Origin of the sequence: Novosphingopyxis iocasae, from assembly GCF_014334095.1 — a bacterium.
GTDB lineage: Bacteria > Pseudomonadota > Alphaproteobacteria > Sphingomonadales > Sphingomonadaceae > Novosphingopyxis > Novosphingopyxis iocasae.
The window spans coordinates 1,783,517-1,800,723 of record NZ_CP060495.1 but is presented as its reverse complement, the minus strand read 5'-3'; the positions used below and the strand labels follow the sequence as shown (position 1 = coordinate 1,800,723).

The 17,207-nt window shown below is 64.0% G+C and carries 16 protein-coding genes; 9 read left to right on the top strand and 7 right to left on the bottom strand.

The genetic code is table 11. The features are described 5' to 3' along the window. Positions 1-23: 23 nt before the first annotated feature. The 4 genes from H7X45_RS08585 to H7X45_RS08570 are packed head-to-tail and all read right to left on the bottom strand — an operon-like array spanning position 24 to position 3,253. Positions 24-530, bottom strand: coding sequence for a GNAT family N-acetyltransferase (locus H7X45_RS08585; protein WP_187334494.1), 507 nt, complete (start codon positions 528-530; stop codon positions 24-26). Continuing rightward, positions 527-1,336, bottom strand: a complete 810-nt coding sequence (fabI, locus tag H7X45_RS08580) for an enoyl-ACP reductase FabI (RefSeq protein ID WP_187334493.1) — start codon at positions 1,334-1,336, stop codon at positions 527-529. The genes H7X45_RS08585 and fabI overlap by 4 nt, the downstream gene beginning before the upstream one ends. Next, complete coding sequence (locus tag H7X45_RS08575; protein ID WP_187334492.1) at positions 1,333-2,304, bottom strand: YihY/virulence factor BrkB family protein; 972 nt, start codon at positions 2,302-2,304, stop codon at positions 1,333-1,335. The genes fabI and H7X45_RS08575 overlap by 4 nt, the downstream gene beginning before the upstream one ends. After that, entirely contained in the window at positions 2,297-3,253 is a 957-nt protein-coding gene (locus H7X45_RS08570; protein ID WP_187334491.1) for a DnaJ C-terminal domain-containing protein, read from the bottom strand. The genes H7X45_RS08575 and H7X45_RS08570 overlap by 8 nt, the downstream gene beginning before the upstream one ends. 107 nt (positions 3,254-3,360) lie before the next feature. Between H7X45_RS08570 and pdxH the strand changes: the two genes are divergently transcribed. The 3 genes from pdxH (at position 3,361) to H7X45_RS08555 (ending at position 5,782) form a co-directional block, all read left to right on the top strand. Then, positions 3,361-3,939, top strand: coding sequence for a pyridoxamine 5'-phosphate oxidase (gene pdxH, locus H7X45_RS08565; protein WP_187334490.1), 579 nt, complete (start codon positions 3,361-3,363; stop codon positions 3,937-3,939). Continuing rightward, on the top strand, positions 3,936-4,883 hold the full coding sequence (locus tag H7X45_RS08560) for a cation diffusion facilitator family transporter (RefSeq protein ID WP_187334489.1): 948 nt from the start codon (positions 3,936-3,938) through the stop codon (positions 4,881-4,883). Before pdxH ends, H7X45_RS08560 begins: the two co-directional genes overlap by 4 nt. Positions 4,884-4,981: 98 nt before the next feature. Further along, positions 4,982-5,782 (top strand): PhzF family phenazine biosynthesis protein, encoded by an 801-nt coding sequence (locus H7X45_RS08555; RefSeq protein WP_187334488.1) that lies wholly within the window; start codon positions 4,982-4,984, stop codon positions 5,780-5,782. A gap of 143 nt (positions 5,783-5,925) precedes the next feature. Here the strand turns inward: H7X45_RS08555 and H7X45_RS08550 are convergent, their stop codons facing one another. Further along, positions 5,926-7,080, bottom strand: coding sequence for a serine hydrolase domain-containing protein (locus H7X45_RS08550; protein WP_187334487.1), 1,155 nt, complete (start codon positions 7,078-7,080; stop codon positions 5,926-5,928). Positions 7,081-7,112: 32 nt separating this feature from the next. Between H7X45_RS08550 and H7X45_RS08545 the strand changes: the two genes are divergently transcribed. Continuing rightward, positions 7,113-7,475, top strand: coding sequence for a hypothetical protein (locus H7X45_RS08545; RefSeq protein ID WP_246449407.1), 363 nt, complete (start codon positions 7,113-7,115; stop codon positions 7,473-7,475). 23 nt (positions 7,476-7,498) lie between these two features. On the opposite strand, the gene H7X45_RS08540 is transcribed toward H7X45_RS08545, so the two are convergent. Together H7X45_RS08540 and mnmA are read right to left on the bottom strand one after the other, a co-directional pair. Further along, positions 7,499-8,587, bottom strand: coding sequence for a PAS domain-containing protein (locus tag H7X45_RS08540; protein WP_187334486.1), 1,089 nt, complete (start codon positions 8,585-8,587; stop codon positions 7,499-7,501). Between the two features lie 61 nt (positions 8,588-8,648). Then, positions 8,649-9,764 (bottom strand): tRNA 2-thiouridine(34) synthase MnmA, encoded by a 1,116-nt coding sequence (mnmA, locus tag H7X45_RS08535; protein WP_246449406.1) that lies wholly within the window; start codon positions 9,762-9,764, stop codon positions 8,649-8,651. 522 nt (positions 9,765-10,286) lie between these two features. On the opposite strand from mnmA, the gene sciP reads away from it, so the two are divergent. The 5 genes from sciP to H7X45_RS08510 all read left to right on the top strand — a co-directional run bounded on the left by sciP (position 10,287) and on the right by H7X45_RS08510 (position 17,138). Continuing rightward, complete coding sequence (gene sciP / locus H7X45_RS08530; RefSeq protein WP_187334484.1) at positions 10,287-10,586, top strand: CtrA inhibitor SciP; 300 nt, start codon at positions 10,287-10,289, stop codon at positions 10,584-10,586. Positions 10,587-10,766: 180 nt separating this feature from the next. Further along, the gene (locus H7X45_RS08525) at positions 10,767-11,033 is read left to right on the top strand and encodes a GlsB/YeaQ/YmgE family stress response membrane protein (RefSeq protein WP_187334483.1); all 267 of its coding nucleotides are present in this window, start codon (positions 10,767-10,769) and stop codon (positions 11,031-11,033) included. Positions 11,034-11,354: 321 nt separating this feature from the next. Continuing rightward, the gene (locus H7X45_RS08520) at positions 11,355-12,614 is read left to right on the top strand and encodes an efflux RND transporter periplasmic adaptor subunit (RefSeq protein WP_187334482.1); all 1,260 of its coding nucleotides are present in this window, start codon (positions 11,355-11,357) and stop codon (positions 12,612-12,614) included. A 6-nt stretch (positions 12,615-12,620) separates the two neighbouring features. Beyond that, positions 12,621-15,809, top strand: a complete 3,189-nt coding sequence (locus tag H7X45_RS08515) for an efflux RND transporter permease subunit (RefSeq protein ID WP_187334481.1) — start codon at positions 12,621-12,623, stop codon at positions 15,807-15,809. Between the two features lie 87 nt (positions 15,810-15,896). Then, positions 15,897-17,138 (top strand): DUF445 domain-containing protein, encoded by a 1,242-nt coding sequence (locus tag H7X45_RS08510; RefSeq protein WP_246449861.1) that lies wholly within the window; start codon positions 15,897-15,899, stop codon positions 17,136-17,138. The last annotated feature ends 69 nt before the right edge of the window (positions 17,139-17,207 follow it).

Genomic DNA, 17,207 nt, shown 5'->3' with positions numbered 1-17,207 from the left:
CCGGGAGGGGAGAGTGGCTCTCTTCAGCCCTCCATTTCCCCGAACGGGGCGGCATATTCTGCGCTGCCTTCGAAGGGGCGGGGAGGGGCGTCGAGTTCCAGCGCCATGAAGTTCTCGCCCGAATAGGCGCTGCGATAGGGTTTCGCGGCGGGTGCGTCGAAGCCGAAGCGGCCGTAATAGGCCGGATCGCCCAGCACGAAGATCAGCTGGAACCCGATGCCGCGTGCCTGCTCGATCAGATCGCGGATCAGCCGCGTGCCGATGCCTTCGCTCTGGCATTCGGGTAGCACCGATACCGGGCCGAGCGCGGCGGCGGCGACCGGGCGGCCGTCGGCGAACACGTTCATCCGGCTGAGCACCGCATGGCCGACGATGAAGCCGTCTGCCTCGCACACCAGAGAGGCGGCGATGTCTCCCTTTTCGCGCAGGGCATCGACCAGCCGCATTTCCGCGTCGGTCGGGAAGGCGGCGCGCACGGCCTCGCGGATGGCGGGGACGTCGCCGCGCGCTTCCGGACGGATGGTCTTCATCCGTGGTCGAGCGCGATGTCGGGTGCGTCTTCGGCTTTCATGCCGATGGCGTGATAGCCGGCGTCGACATGGTGGACCTCGCCGGTCACGCCGCTCGACAGGTCGCTCAGCATATAGACGCCTGCGCCGCCGACATCCTCGATCGTGACGTTGCGGCGCAGCGGGCTGTTCAGCTCGTTCCATTTCAGGATGTAGCGGAAATCGCCGATGCCGCTGGCGGCCAGCGTCTTGATCGGCCCGGCGCTGATCGCGTTCACGCGGATATTTTCCGGGCCGAGGTCGACCGCGAGATATTTGACGCTGGATTCCAGCGCGGCCTTGGCGACGCCCATGACGTTGTAATGCGGGATCACCTTTTCCGCGCCATAATAGGTCAGCGTCAGGATGGAACCGCCGTCCTTCATCATCGGGCGCGCGGCGCGGGTGACGGCGACCAGCGAATAGGCGCTGACGTTCATCGTCATCAGGAAGTTGTCGAGGCTGGTGTCGACATATTTGCCGCGCAGCTCGTTCTTGTCCGAAAAGCCGATGGCGTGGACGAGGAAGTCGATCGAATCCCACTGTTCGCCGAGCGCGGCGAAGCACTGGTCGATCGATTCCTGATCGGACGCATCGCAGGGGATGCAGATGTCGGAGCCGAGCTGCTCGGCCAGCGGGCGCACGCGCTTTTCCAGCGCTTCGCCAAGATAACTGAACGCAAGCTCCGCGCCCTGCTCCGCCAATTGCTTCGAAATACCCCAGGCGAGCGATTTTTCATTGGCGAGGCCCATGATGAGCCCGCGCTTGCCCTGCATCAATCCGGTCATGCGTCTTGTTCTCCTTGCCCGCCCTCTACATCGCAGCCGCCCTCATTGGCCAGAGCCGCGTTGAGATGCGCGCCCGTAACCATGCCCAGGCCGATAAGATAGAAGAAGATGAGCGCGATGATCACGCCGGCCAGGCTGCCATAGGTAAGATCGTAATTGGTCGCGTTTGCCAGAAACAACGGCAGAAGCATGGTGGAGGCGAGCCACCAGGCGCTCACCAGCACCGCGCCCGGCCATTTTGGGCAATCGGGTCCGCGATAATCGCGCGGCGTGATGGCGCGGAACAGGATGTAGAGCGCCCCGAACAGCACGAAAAAGGGCAGGAACCGCCCGATCGACAGAATACGCGAAATATTCTGCGCCCAGGGGAGGTAGGTATAGACGAATTGCTCCGCGCCGGTGACGATGACCTGGGTGGAAAAGGCGATCATGGCCAGGAACACCGCGCCGATGATGATCGCGATCGAACGCAGGCGATATTGCCAGAAAGGGCGCTGGGCCGTGGTGCCATAGGCATCGTGCAGGGCTGCGCGGATGGTCTCGATCAGGCTGCCCGTGGTCCATAGCCCGACGACGGCGGAGAGCCAGAGGACGGGGCCAGAGCGCGCCGTCATCGCGCTTTCGACGGGTGTACGCAGCGCATCGCTGACGCTGCGCGGCACTGTCTGGAAAAAGCTCTGGATCAGGTCGAAACCAAGCTGCGTCCGGCCGAACACGCCGGCAACGGCCGCGGCGACAATGAAGAAGGCGAAAACGGCGAGCAGCGACAGATAGGCAAAATTGCCGGCCTGCGTGAAGCCGTCGGTGTAAACGCCGACGGCGGTGCGCTTCACCACCTCGATCGTCTTCTGGCCGGGCTTGAGCCGCTGAAACCAGCTCGCCTCCGTTTCCTTGCTGCGCTCGCTCTTGCGGCGGCGCAGAACCGTTCTGCGCCGGGCTTCCGGCGAGAGCGGGCTGTGTTCAGACACCCAGCTCGTCCCGGACGCCGCCCGGCGCCTGCCAGCCTTCTACGAATTGCTTCAATGCGGCGTCGTCTTCCGGAAGCTCCACCATCAGCCGGACGAGCTGATCGCCGCGCCCGCCACTTTTGGTGCTGAAGCCGCGGCCTTTCAAGCGCAGCGTCTTGCCCGAGCTGGACCCTGCCGGAACGGTCAGCATCACGGGGCCGTCGACGGTGGGTACACGCACCTTGCCGCCCAGCACCGCCTCTTTCAGCGTGATCGGCAGATCGAGCCGGATGGTATCGCCGTCGCGCTCATAGAAGGGATGGCCGCCGATCTGCACGGTGACGATGCCGTCGCCGGTGCCGCCGGGGCCCTGCTGGCCTTTGCCTGCGAGGCGGATTTGCTGCCCGTCGACAAGCCCTGCGGGCAGTTTCAGGTCGATCGTCTTGCCGTCGGCCAGCGTGATCCGCTGCGGCTCGCGCGTGGCGGCGTCGGTGAAACTCACCTGCATGCGATAGGCGATGTTCGCGCCCTTGGGCGGGGCTGCGCGTCCGCCGCGGCCGAAGGGATTGGAGCGCTGCTGGCGCCCCCCGCCTCCGCCGAACAGATCGCTGAACAGATCGCCCAGGTCCACTTCCTCGCCGCCGCCCTGATAGGGGCCACCGGAGAAGCCGCCGAAGCCGCCCTGCGGTCCGCCCTGTCCGCGGAAACCGCCGCCACCCCCACCGCCATAGCCGAAGGGGCCGCGCGGATTGCCCTCCTCGTCGATCTCCCCCCGGTCGAACGCGGCGCGCTTGTCCTTGTCCATCAACAGGTCATAGGCCTGCGTCACCTTGCCGAAGCGGTCCGCCGCGGCCGGATTGTCCTTGTTGCGATCCGGGTGGAGCTCCTTCGCCAGCGTGCGATAGGCGCTCTTGATCGTCTTCTCGTCGGCGTCGCGCGAAACGCCCAATGTTGCATAAGGGTCTGCCATGGCGTGAGAGTTAGGATGCGCTTGGCCCGAGGGCAACAAATGCTTGGGCCTTGGCACATGCCGCTGCCGTCTCGACCGGTGCGCGGCGCGGCGCTACAGCATGGGCCATGGCCAAAGATCCCTTCACTCTTTTCGACCGCTGGCTTTCCGAAGCGGAAGCATCCGAACCCAATGATCCCAACGCGATGGCGCTCGCCACCGCGGACGCGGACGGGCGCCCGTCGGTGCGCATGGTGCTGCTGAAAGGGCATGGCGAAGACGGCTTCGTCTTCTACACCAATTTCGAAAGCCGCAAGGGCGCGGAACTGGCGGCGAACCCGCAGGCATCTTTGCTGTTCCACTGGAAATCGCTGCGCCGCCAGATCCGGATATACGGGCCGGTGTCGCGCGTGTCCGATGATGAGGCCGATGCCTATTTCGCCAGCCGCGCGCGCGATTCGCAGATCGGTGCTTGGGCCTCCGACCAGTCGCGCCCGCTCGACGAACGCGAGACGTTTCTGGACCGGTTCGAGAGCTATGAGCGCAAGTTCGAAGGCGGCGACGTGCCGCGCCCGCCGCACTGGTCCGGCTATCGCCTGACACCCGAGCGGATCGAATTCTGGCAGGACCGCGAATATCGCCTGCACGAACGCCGCCAGTTCGTGCGCGATGGCGACGGTTGGTCAGAAGGGCTGCTTTACCCGTGAGCACTGCAGACACAGGCGGCGGTCTGCCCCTCAATGTGCGCGCGGCGCTTGCCAGCGTGGGGACCGCGCTGTTCCTGCTCGTCCTCAAGACCTGGGCGTCGATCGCCACCGGATCGGTCGCGATGCTCGGCTCGCTTGCCGATACGGGCCTGGATCTAGCGGCTTCTCTCGTCCTGCTGTTCAGCGTGCGCTATGCCGCGATGCCGCCGGACGAGGACCATCGCTTCGGCCATGGCAAGGCCGAATCGCTGGCCGCGCTGTTCCAGGTCGCGCTGATCGCGGTGTCCGCCGCGCTGATTGCCTGGCGCGCGGTGGAGCGGCTGCTGAAGGGCGCACCGGTCGAGCAAGCGGAATCCGGCATCATCGTCTCGGTCATCGCGATCATCGCCACCTTCGGGCTGGTGGCCTATCAGAAGAGCATCATCCGCCGCACCGGATCGGTCGCGATCGAGGCGGACAATCTGCACTATCAGAGCGATCTGCTGCTGAATCTTTCGGTCATCGCCGCGCTTGTGCTGGACCAGTATCTGGGCCTCGGCTGGACCGACCCGCTGTTCGGCGTCGCCATCGCTTTGTGGCTCGGCTGGAACGCCTTTCGCGGGGCGAGCCGCGCGATCGATCAGCTGATGGACAAGGAATGGCCGGAGGAAAAACGCCTCGCCTTCATCGAAATGGCGCATCGGCACGAGGAGTTGAAGAACCTCCACGATCTGCGCACCCGCACCAGCGGCAACCGCGACTTCGCGCAGTTCCATGTCGATATGCCTGCAAAGATGACGGTGGCGGAAAGCCACGATATCATTCACCGCGTGGAAGACGATCTGCGCGCGCATTTCCCCGATGTGGAAGTGCTGATCCATATTGACCCCGAAGGCCATGTGGATGAGCCGGACAATCCGCTGGTGGAAGAGGACCAGTTCAAGAAGCTCGAGGGGAGCGAATAGCGTCCTGACTTAACGCCCTAGATCCGTTCGCCCGAAAGAAGAACGAGGCTTCGACAAGCTCAGCCCGAACGGCGCTTTCAAACCAAAGGTAGCTCTTTATGCCCACCGTCCCTTACTTCCACGTCGATGCCTTTGCGGACAAAGCGTTCGCGGGCAATCAAGCCGCCGTCATGCTGCTGGAAAGCTGGCCGGACGATGCCGTGCTGCAGGCGATCGGCGGCGAGAACAATTTTGCCGAAACGGCGTTTCTGGTGCCCTGCGCGGATGACGAGGCGGATTATGAGCTCACCTGGTTCACACCCACCAGCACGGTGGACCTGTGCGGCCATGCCACGCTGGCGAGCGGCCATATCGCGCTGACCGAGTGGATGAAGGACGCGGACGAGGTCCGCTTTCGCACCCGCAAGGCGGGCGTGCTGACGGTATCGCGGGACGGCGAGGGCTATGCGCTCTCGCTGCCCGCTTATGCGCCGGAGCCGAAGGAAAGCTTCGACGAAGCGGTGCGCGGGCTCGGCGCCCGGCCGCAGGAAATCGCGAGCCATGCGGGCGGCTATCACATCTTTCGTTATGCCACTGCGGACGAGGTGATGGCGCTCGATCCCGATTTTCGCGCGCTGGCCCCGCTCGGCGATCTGCAATTTATCTGCACCGCGCCCGGCACCGATACCGACGTTCTGAGCCGCGTGTTCGTGCCCGGCGCCGGAGTGGACGAAGACAGCGTGACCGGCTCCGCCCATGCCGCGTTGACGCCCTATTGGTGCGACCGGCTGGGCCGCGAAAGCTTCACCGCGCTGCAGGCGAGCGAACGCAAGGGCTATCTCACCTGCCGCCGCGAAGGTGCCCGCGCCGTGCTCGGCGGGCCATGCGTCACGGTGGCGGAGGGGCGGTTTACGTTCTAACGGATCGGCGCCAGCGACTTTAGCTCATCGTCATTGCGAGGCCGCAGGCCGAAGCAATCCAGTGCGTGCGCAGCGCTGAATCGGCCCTGGATTGCTTCGTCGCCTTCGGCTCCTCGCAATGACGGTGTAGTCAGTCACGCGCTCTACCTTACCGGAAACAGGTTCACGATGCGGCCCAGCTGATCGCGCGCCGCCTGACGCCCCTCATCGGGCGTCTTTCCAAGGCGCACCACCGTCAGCCCCTGTTCGGGCGAAACGATGACATATTGGCCGAGATGGCCGAGCGCGGCGAAGGTGGTGGCGGGCGCTTCATCCGGAAACAGGATCGGCAAACCATCCGCCCCGGCGCGTGCGTTCAGCCAGATATGGCCGCCGTAAACCGCGTTGGTGGGCGAGGGCGTGCGCATGAACTCGATCCATTTGCGCGGGATCAGCTGCGCCCCGCCGATCGAGCCGCCATTGCGCAGAAACTCGCCGAACTTCGCCCAGTCGCGCGCGGTGGCGTGCATGATCGATCCGCCGATCATTGTGCCGGCCCGGTCGAATTCGATTTTTGCGCTGTTCATGCGCAGCGGCTCGAACAACCGGCCATAAGCGAAGCGACGAACCGCCTCCATCCGCACGCGCGGATTTTTGCTGTCGGTCAGCTCGCGCGCGATGATATCGGCGAGGATCACCGTGGTGGCCGAGCTATATTCGAACTTTTCGCCCGCGCGCGCCTCCATCGGGCGACTTTCGGCATAGCGGGCCATATCGTCCGCGCCGTCGAGGAACAGCATGCACACCGTGTCGCCATCGTAAATCTCGCCGGGTTCGGCAGGATCGAGCCCCTCGGTATGATCGAGTCCGCTCGCCATGTGCAACAGATGGCGCAGCGTGATGTTGCGGCGCGGATCGCCCGGGCTCTGCCATTCGGCAATGGGCGCGGGATCGTCCAGCTTCAGCCGCCCGTCGGCCACCAGCATGCCGATGAGGACGGCGGTCACGCTCTTTTCCATCGACCAGCTGATGAGCGGCGTGTCGGCGGAATATCCCGGCGCGTAACGCTCAGCCACCGGCTTGCCGTAGCGCATGATCACGAGGGCGCGCGTTTCGGCCTGCGCGGGATCGCTGAACAGCGGCTCGATCCGAGCATCGAGCGCAGCGCGGTCCACCGGGCTGTCCATGGCGATATAGTCGCAGCGCGCGTCGCACGGATCGGGCGGCGGCGGGGCGACAGGGGTGTCCGATCCGCAGCCCGCGAGCAGCAGAAGGGCCGCGAAAGCGGTTGCGGGATAAAGCGATTTGTTCCTAGGCATGCGCGCGATGACCTGCACCAGTGAGCCCTTTGATGACAAGTGTTGATCCCCGCGCGCGCCACTGGTGGTATTGGCCGGTGCGCATCGCTGCGCTGCTGGTGCTGATCGCAGGCGCATTGCTGATCTGGCAATGGCGCTCGCTGAGCATGCAGGCAGAACTTGGCGCGCGCTACACTGCCCGCGTTGCCTGTTCCTGCCGCTATGTCGAGGGACGCAGCCTGCAAAGCTGTGAGACGGATAACGAACCGGGTACTGAAATCGTGTCGATGCGCGATGATCCTGCGAACAAACGCATGTTCGCTTCGGTGCCGCTGCTGGCCGAGGCGGCAGCGGAAAAGCGCGGCGATTTCGGCTGCGTGCTGCTGACGCCGGAGGAACTGGACGCAGTAGACTGAGGCTGTCCGCCCGCTTTCGCGCGTCAGATCTCGAACGGTTTGATCTGCACCGGGTTGGTCATCGGCAGACGGATGCGTGAGCGCCAGTAATTCTCTTCGAGCTTGCGTTCGAAGCTGGCGTGCACTGCGGCCAATACGGTGCGGATGATCTGCGTGCCCGATCCTTCATGCACAGAGTCGACGGTACCGGGATCCTCGAAGCGCTCTTCCCACAGGAAGTCGAGCATGCCGCTTTCGTCCCGGCTCAGCTCCCAGCGAATGGTCAGCTCCTGCGCGCGGTTGCCGAGGAAACCGTGTTTGGCACTGTTGGTCGCCAGTTCGTGCAGCACCAGGCCCATCGGCGTGATCGCGTCGCGCGGTAACTCGATCGGCTTGCCCTCGATATGCGCGTCGGACGATGTCGCGCGGTGAAACGGGCTCAAGACTTCGGCCACCATATCGCGCAGTTGAATGCCGCTGTCGTCCATGCTCATACCGATGGTGGCTTCATGGGCGCGGCCCAGCGCCACGATCCGGTCGCGCGCGATATCGGCGGCGTCCTGCGCGCTATCCATCCCGCGCGAGGACATGGTTACAATCGAGGCGATCACCGCAAACACATTCTTCATGCGATGGTTCAGCTCTCGGTTGATCATCCGGAACTGCTGATCGGCCACGCGCGCGGCGACCACATTGTTGACATCCCACTGCGTCCCGTAGAAATAGACGAGCCGTCCCTCCCGGTCGTAAATCGGGCCGATATGCACCGCGTTCCAGAAGCTGGTGCCGTCCTTGCGATAATTGAGCAGTTCGACGACGCCCGTCTTCTCGTTCCGGATCAGATCGCGCATCTTGGCGATGTGCGAAGGATCGGTGCCTTCGCCCTGAAGCATGCGGCAGTTGTTACCGACCACATCGCTCTCATCATAGCGCGTCATCTCGTAAAAGCTGGGATTGGCGAAGATGATCGGGTTGTCGCCTTGGCGCGGATCGGTGACGCACATGGCCATGCGCGTCTGGCCGAGCGCCTGAAGGATCAGGTTCGCACCGTCATCGCTGTGATCCAGAATTTGCTGGAGATTTGCTCGTCCGGTGTCGGACATTCCGGCGGTGGGGAGATCATTTTCAGTCATGGCATGCCTCTTTCGGGGTCAACCATGCCCGCTGTTCCGGCATCGTTTCCGCGTGAATCGTTCAGGCGGCCAGTTGATCCTTTGCCGCCAGGGTTGTCTCGATCCAACCGCCGCCGAGCACTTGCGTTCCCCGATAGAGCACGGCGGCTTGCCCCGGAGCGACGCCATATTCGGGTTCATCAAACAGAATGCGGTTTCCTTCCAGCCGCGCAGGCACGGGCTTGGCGAGCGAACGCACCTTGGCGGTAAGTGGGCCGTCCCGCTCCCCGCCGATCCAGTTGATATCGCTCAGCTCGGCGCCTGCCACGGCCAGCGCGGCCTTGGGGCCGACCACCACCTGCCGCTGCGCCGCATCGATGCGCACGACGTAAAGTGGCTCGGCCTGTCCGCCGATATCCAGCCCGCGGCGTTGGCCGACGGTATAGTGGATGATGCCCTTGTGCCGGCCAAGCTCGCGACCGGACAAATCGACGATCGCGCCTTCTTCGCCCGCTTCCGGGCGCAGCTTGCGCACGATGCGCGCATAATCGCCATCGGGCACGAAGCAGATGTCCTGGCTGTCGGGCTTGGCCGCGACGGGCAGGGCAACCTCGCGCGCAAGATCGCGCACGTCGGCCTTGGGCATCGCGCCCAGCGGAAAGCGCAGATAATCGAGCTGATCGCGCGTGGTGGCGAACAGGAAATAGCTCTGATCGCGCGCCGGATCGGCGGCGCGGTGCAGCTCGGCCCCGCCAGCGCCCATTTCCCGGCGCACATAGTGGCCGGTGGCCAGGCAATCGGCGCCAAGATCCCGCGCGAGCGAAAGCAGATCGGTGAACTTCACGCCCATGTTGCACTGGACGCAGGGAATCGGCGTGCGGCCGTTCGCATAATCGTCCGCGAACTGGTCGATCACCGAATCCCGGAAGCGGCTTTCATGGTCGAACACATAATGCGCGATGCCCAGCTTGTCGGCGACAGCGCGCGCATCGCGGATGTCCTGGCCCGCGCAGCAGGAGCCGGCACGCTGCACCGCGGCACCGTGATCGTAGAGCTGCAGCGTCACGCCGATGGTTTCCGCGCCCGATCGCGCGGCGAGCGCGGCCACGACGGAGCTGTCGACGCCGCCCGACATCGCAACGACGATACGCTTGCCGGTAAGATCGTCACCAAGCTGGAAATCTGCAATCTGCGTCATGGCCGCGCACATAGTCCTGCCGGGGCAAAATTGCCAGCGGCGGCCGCGATGCAACGCGGCGGGGGCACGGTTGCATCGTGCCGAATCGACAAGGCTGCGTTAACCAAAGCTAATGGCGGCTGAACCGCATTTTTACGGAAGCTTATCCTCTCGCAGCTAATGAGGGGGTATGGACATACCCTCACATCAGCAGTTCGACAGCGCGAGGAGCCCGCTCTCTGCCATCGACTATGCGACCTTGCGCGCCGTACTGGCCGCGCCGGGGCTGCGCGAGCGGACGTCCGCACGGCGCGATCGTCGGGGCTTCCTTCTGGTGGGGACGATGGACGATCGAATCGACTTTTTTGCAGGGCGCTGCGGCGCTTCGCCTCGCTTCGCCGGTCCGTTCGCTCCGTTCGCCGGACGGACGGCGGCTCGTAAAGACCCTGTTTACCTTGGCGCTTCAACATCTGGCAGGAACATGACGGGTAAGGAACCTCCAACACCAGGGGCCGCTATGGCCGCTCATTCTGGGGGAATGAAATGATCGAGAACCAGAAAATCAAACCGGCCCAGGTAATCGGTCCGCTCGGCGAGCCGCTGACGATCGCCGATCTTCCGCCGGTCACCACGCGCCGCTGGGTCGTGCGCCGCAAGGCCGAGGTCGTTGCCGCGGTCAATGGCGGGCTCCTCACTGTGGATGAAGCGTGCGAGCGCTATGATCTGACACTGGAGGAATTTGCCGGCTGGCAACGTGCCGTCGACCGATCGGGCATGCCGGGCCTGCGCGTCACGCGCATCCAGCATTATCGCGATCTTTACGAGCGCCAGCAGAAATATTGATGCCCTCGGGCACTTGCTCAGTCGCCTTCTCCAGCACCATAGCCATTCGGAGCGCCCGTCAGCATTTTCTGGCGGGCGCTTTTCGTTATGCTTGCGGAACCTTTATCCTAACGGTTGATTGAAACCTGCAGAAAGACGGGCAAGCGTAACCGGCCCATCTGTGAAGCAGGAGGAAGTGTAATGGGCTGGATTATAGCCATTATCGTAGGCGGAATCATCGGCTGGCTTGCCAGCATGGTCATGGGTCGTGATGCATCCATGGGCATCTTCTGGAACATCGTCGTTGGCCTGATCGGCGCGTTGATCGGCGGCTGGGTTGGAACCGCGTTGTTCGGTATCGGCTCGACCCTCACGAGCTTCAGCATCCCCGGCCTGCTGATGTCGTTCGTCGGCGCGGTGATCCTGCTGGCGATCGCCAACCTTATTCAGCGCAAGCGTATTCGCTAAGCGCAACTCAATACCGGCCGCAGATGCGGTCAGGTGAAGGAAAAGGGCTGCTTCGGCAGCCCTTTTTTTTTAATGAGCGAGCAAGTTCCTTGCCCGCGCCGGCCCATGCGCTTCCCGCCCGGCACGTCGTTTGTCGAACCTCGGACAGCGCCTGACCAATTCCTTTTTCCAAAAGGTCTGCTGACGTTAAGGCGCACCATGCGATGACCTTGCGCAAATGCGCGGCGTTTGCGAGGCGCTTGCGGTGACTGAGTTATTCGGATAATACAGCTCCGCTTGCAGGCCGGAACGGGCCGCAAAGGGGCGAACGGGCAGATGGCAATGAACTACGAATCGACGATCACGAACGAGATGGAATCCCCCGGTGTGGAAGCTGCCCGTGAAGAGCGGCTGGCCCGTAGGCGCAAGCGCACGGTCATTATCGCCATCATCGCGATCGTGCTGGTCCTCGGCATTGCCGGTTATTTCTTCACGCGCGGCGAAGAGCCTGCAGCCGATGCGGCTGCGGCGGGCGGAGAGGCCGGCGGACAGGAGGCACCCGTGGTGACGGTGGTCGCGCCTGGCAGCAACACCGTGGTGAACGCCATTAACGCCACTGGCACCATCGGTGCGCGGTTCGACACGCCTGTCGGTATTGTTGGAGAAGGTGGCCGGGTGACACAGGTTTATGTCAATGCCGGCGACTGGGTGAAGCAGGGGCAGGTACTAGCCGCTGTAGACCGGTCGGTGCAAAACCAGCAGGTCGAGGGGCTCCGCGCGCAGATCAGCGTGGCCGAATCCAGCCTCAACCTTGCGCAGGCGCAGCTCAATCGCGCCCTCCAACTCGTCGACCGCGGTTTCATCAGTCAGGCCGATGTCGATCGTCTGACCGCCGAGAAAGAGCGCGCGCAGGCGCAGCTTCGCGTGGCGCGCGCCTCGCTGAACGAAGCGCAGGCGCGTAACGCCCGGCTCAATGTGGTGGCCCCCACAAGCGGCATCATTTTGGAACGCAATGTGCAGCCTGGCCAGATCGTCACCCAGGGTTCCGGCACGCTGTTCCGCATGGCCGCGGGCGGCCAGATGGAGATGCAGGCACAGCTGAGCGAGGATGATCTGGCACAGATATCCGTCGGTGTGCCGGCGCAGGTGATGCCGGTCGGCACCACGGAAACATTGAACGGGCAGATCTGGCAGGTCTCCCCCACCATTGACCCCCAGTCGCGCCAGGGCATCGCGCGCATTGCCTTGTCCTATGACAAGTCCTTGCGCCCCGGTGGTTTTGCCAATGCGCTGATCCGTGCCGGTGCAGTCTCCGCGCCGGTTCTTCCCGAAAGCGCGGTACAGAGCGATGAAAAGGGCAATTTTGTCTACATCGTCGGCCCCGGCAACAAGATCGAGCGGCGCGGCGTGACCATCGGCACCGTAACCGATGCGGGCCTGACCATTGCCAGCGGCCTTTCCGGTAATGAGCAGGTGGTGCTCTACGCCGCCGGGTTCCTCAATCCGGGCGAGACGGTGCAGCCGCGCCGACAGAAGGGCATCGCCCGTCAGACGGCGCGCGATGACGAACCGGCTGATCTAGAAGCGCCGGCGGGGCAGTAAGCACTCATGAATTTCCGCAACATCTCCGCCTGGTCGATCCGCAACCCGGTCGTTTCGATCGTGCTCTTTATCGGCCTGACCCTGGCCGGTATCCTAAGCTTCGCGCGGATGGACATCGTCAACAATCCCGACGTCGAGTTTCCGGCGGTGACGGTGAATATCTCGCAGCCCGGCGCCGCGCCGACCGAGATCGAGAACCAGGTAACGCAGATCGTCGAATCGGCGGTGCGCAACATCAACGGCGTGAAGAACCTCAACTCCACGGCGTCCGAGGGCAACAGCAACACCTTCATCGAGTTCGAGATCGGTATCGATCCCAACGATGCGGTGAACGAGGTGAAGAACGCGGTCGATCAGGTTCGCGGCTCGCTGCCCGACGGGATCATTGAGCCGCGTGTGTCCAAGGTGGACGTCACCGGCGGCGGCCCGCTGGGTATTTTTGCGGTCGAAGCGAACGACATGACGCTGGAGCAGCTGAGCTGGTTCATCGACGATACCGTCGCCAAGCGCCTCCTTTCCGTGGAAGGCATGGCGGAGGTCGATCGCTTCGGCGGCGTGGACCGCGAAATTCGCGTGGTGCTTGATCTGCCGCGCATGCAGGCGCTCGGCGTCACCGCCAGCCAGATCAACGCAGCGCTGCGTCAGACCAATATCGATGCCGCGGGCGGCCGCGCGCAGATTGCCGGATCGCGCCAATCGGTCCGCATCCTCGGCAATGCCGACGATGCCTACGCCCTGTCGCAGACGCGCATCCCGCTGGGCAATGGCCGCACCATCCGGCTCAGCGATGTCGCCAAGGTTTCGGACAGCTATTCCGAACGCACCTCGATCAGCAAGGTGCGCGACAAGGAGGTGGTGAACTTCGCCATCTCGCGCGCACGCGGCGCATCCGACGTCACCGTTTACGACAATGCGATGGAGCAGATCAAAGCGCTGGAAAAAGAGAATCCGGGCGTCAAGTTCATCCAGCTCTTCTCCACCGTCAAATACACCAAGGACCAGTATCACAGCTCGATCGATGCGATGATCGAGGGCGCGGTGCTCGCGGTGATCGTGGTGCTTCTGTTCCTGCGGGATTGGCGCGCGACGTTGATTTCCGCGCTTGCCATCCCGCTGTCCGCGATCCCGACCTTCTGGTTCATGGATCTGCTCGGTTTCAACCTGAACTCGCTCTCGTTGCTCGCGCTCGGTCTGGTGGCCGGTGTCCTTGTCGATGACGCCATCGTGGAGATCGAGAATATCGTGCGCCATATGCGCATGGGCAAATCCGCCTATCAGGCTTCGATCGATGCGGCGGACGAGATTGGCCTTGCCGTGGTCGCCACCACCTTCTCGATCGTGGCGGTGTTCCTGCCCGTCGGTTTGATGCCCGGAATCTCCGGTGAGTTCTTCAAGAATTTCGGCATCACGGTCGTCGTGGCCGTGCTCATCAGCCTTGCGGTCGCGCGTCTCATTACGCCAATGGTCGCTGCCTATTTCCTGAAGGCCAAGGGCCATGCCTCGCACGGCGAGGGACGGCTTATGGACATGTATATGGGCGTGCTGCGCTGGTCGCTTGACGAGAGCAAGGCCAAGCGTTTCCGCGAGGGCGGCGGCCGGCTGCGCAAGGTCTTCAGCATGGTCCTTGATCACCGCGTCTGGATGACGATGGTGGCCGGAGCCGCGCTGGTACTCACTGTCGTGCTGCTGATGACCATTCCGCAGCAGTTCCAGCCGAATGTCGATAGCGACGATAGCCGTGTCGAGATCGAGATGGTGCCGGGCACCACACTGGAACAGACCGAAGCGGTGGCGGACCGCGTGGCGACGATCCTGTATAAGCAGCCCGAGGTGGAGCTGGCGCTGGAGCGCGTGCGCGAAGGCAATGCGACGCTCTATGTCGATCTGAAAGCCGATCGCGAGCGGACCTCGACCGAGTTCGAGCGGCAGACCGCGCCGCTGTTGCAAAATATTCCGGACGCGCGCGTGTCCTTCGGCGCGCAGAATGGCGGCGGCGGGACGGGCCGCGAGATTTCGATCATGCTGACCGGCAGCAATCCGGAATTGCTGAACCGCACGGCGAGCACGCTGGTGCAGCAGATGCAGGGCCTGAAAACGGTTCAGGCGCCGCGTATCGCCGCCGATCTGAAGCGGCCCGAGTTGATCATTGAACCGCATATGCAGCTGGCCGCTTCGCTCGGTGTCACCACGGCGCAGCTCAGCCAGGCGATCCGCATCGCGACCCTGGGCGAAATCGATCAGAACGCGGCCAAATTCTCGCTGTCGGACCGGCAAATCCCGATCCGCGTGATGCTACCCAAAACATCGCGCGAGAGCCTGTCGACCATCGAGAATCTGCCGGTGCCCACCGCCACAGGCGGATCGGTGCCGCTGTCGCGCGTTGCGGATATCCGCTTCGGCTCCGGCCCGACGACGATCCAGCGCTACAACCAGCAGCGCCGCGTGTTCGTGGGCGCGGACCTGGCACCCGGCGTAGTGACAGGCACCGCCTATGAGCAGATCAACGCGTTGCCGATCATGAAGAACCTGCCGCAGGGTGTATCGAACGAAGCCTTCGGCCAGCAGGAATGGCAGGCCGAACTGATCACCAACGTGATTATCGCGGTGATCGCCGGCATCCTTCTGGTCTTCGCGGTGCTGGTGCTGCTCTACAAGCGCTTCATGTCGCCGCTGGTGAACATGGGATCGTTGCTGCTGGCCCCGCTCGGCGGGTTGCTTGCGCTGCTGATCGTCGGACAGCCCATTTCCATGCCGGTCTATATTGGCCTGCTCATGTTGCTTGGTATCGTCGGCAAGAACTCGATCCTGCTGATCGACTTTGCGCTGGAGGAAATGGCGACGGGCAAGGAGAAGTTCGCGGCGATCATGGAGGCAGGGCATAAGCGCGCGCAGCCGATTGTGATGACCACCGTGGCGATGACGGCGGGCATGGTGCCGACCGCGCTCTCGCTGTCCGGCGACGGGGCATGGCGCGCGCCGATGGGGACGGTGGTGATCGGCGGTCTGGTCCTCAGCACGCTGCTTACCCTCCTGATCGTGCCGGCCAGCTTCAGTCTGGCGGACAGCATCGAGAAGCGCATGGGGCTGTGGTTCGGCAAGATCCTGACCTATCAGCCGGGCGACAAGGAACGCTCGCTGGAGCTCGACCGGGCCCGCGCACGGGGCGAGGGCGGGGGCGCGTTGCCTGCCGAATAACGGCGCGGTGCTTGGCAAGCGCCGCCACGCTGGGCTAGGCCTTTGAATATGAAGCCCATCGGCCGATCAGCGGCGATAGCCGGACCCATGGCCGAGGCGCAGCGCCTCGCCGCCTTCCGGCGTATGCGCCGCATCGCCACCGCGCTACTCATTCTGATGGCGGGCATTTTCTTCGTCGCCCGCGCGCTGGAGCCGATGCACCCCGCCTGGGGCTATGTGCGCGCCTTTGCCGAGGCCGGGATGGTCGGCGGGCTGGCCGACTGGTTCGCGGTTACCGCGCTGTTCCGCCACCCGCTAGGGCTGCCGATCCCGCATACCGCAATCATACCGCGCAACAAGGACCGGATCGGCGATACGCTGGCCGCTTTCCTGCGCGACAATTTCCTCACCCCTCGCGTGGTGGCGCGGCGGCTGCGGCGGATCGACGTTGCGGGCGCGGCGGGGCGTTTTCTACGCCATCCCAGTTCGGGCGAGGGGCGCATCCGCCGCGGCGCGTCCCGCCTGATCGCGGACGTGGTCGGCGCGCTCGATCAGGAACGGCTCGGCGGCATGGCCAAGGGTGCGGTCCGCGGGCAGCTGGAAAAGATGAACGTCGCGCCGCTGCTGGGCCAGATGCTGGGCGCGATGATCGCGCGCAAGCGTCATCTGCCGGTGATCAGCGCGGGCATCCGCTGGGCGGCGCTGACGCTGGACGACAACGAACATCTCATCCGCAATATGGTGCATGAGAAGGCGAATAGCATCATGCGCTGGACGGGGCTGGACGAAACGCTGGCCAACGCCATCATCAGTGGGCTGCAGAAGCTTCTGATCGATATGGACGCCGATCCTGAGCATCCCTTGCGCGGGCGGGTGGAAGAGGGGCTCGCGCGGCTGGCGGACGATCTGACCCACGATCCGGAAATGGCCGCCAAGGTGGCGCGGATGAAGGCGGAACTGCTCGCCAATCCGGCGGTGGCGGACTGGATCAACGGGCTGTGGGAACAGGCCCGCCGGGCGCTCCTGTCGGCGGCGCGTGATCCCGATGCGGCAATGGCGGGCAAGCTGGGCGAGATGCTATCCCAGTTCGGCCAGACATTGCAGGAAGACCCTGTCCTCAAACGGCAGATCAACCGCTTTGCACGCCGTGCGATCACCGGCGTCACCTCTGCTTATGGAGACAATATTGTGCGGCTGGTATCGGACACCGTGCGCGGTTGGGAGGCCCGCACGATCACCGAGCGGGTGGAGACCGCCGTGGGCCGCGATCTGCAATATATCCGCATCAACGGCACGCTGGTCGGCGGCTTGGTGGGCGTGACCATCCATCTGGTGGACGTGCTGGTTTAACGCCCGGAGTTTCCAAAAAACCGTTCGCCCTGAGCTTGTCGAAGAGCCGTTCTTTTGCGCTGAGGTGGC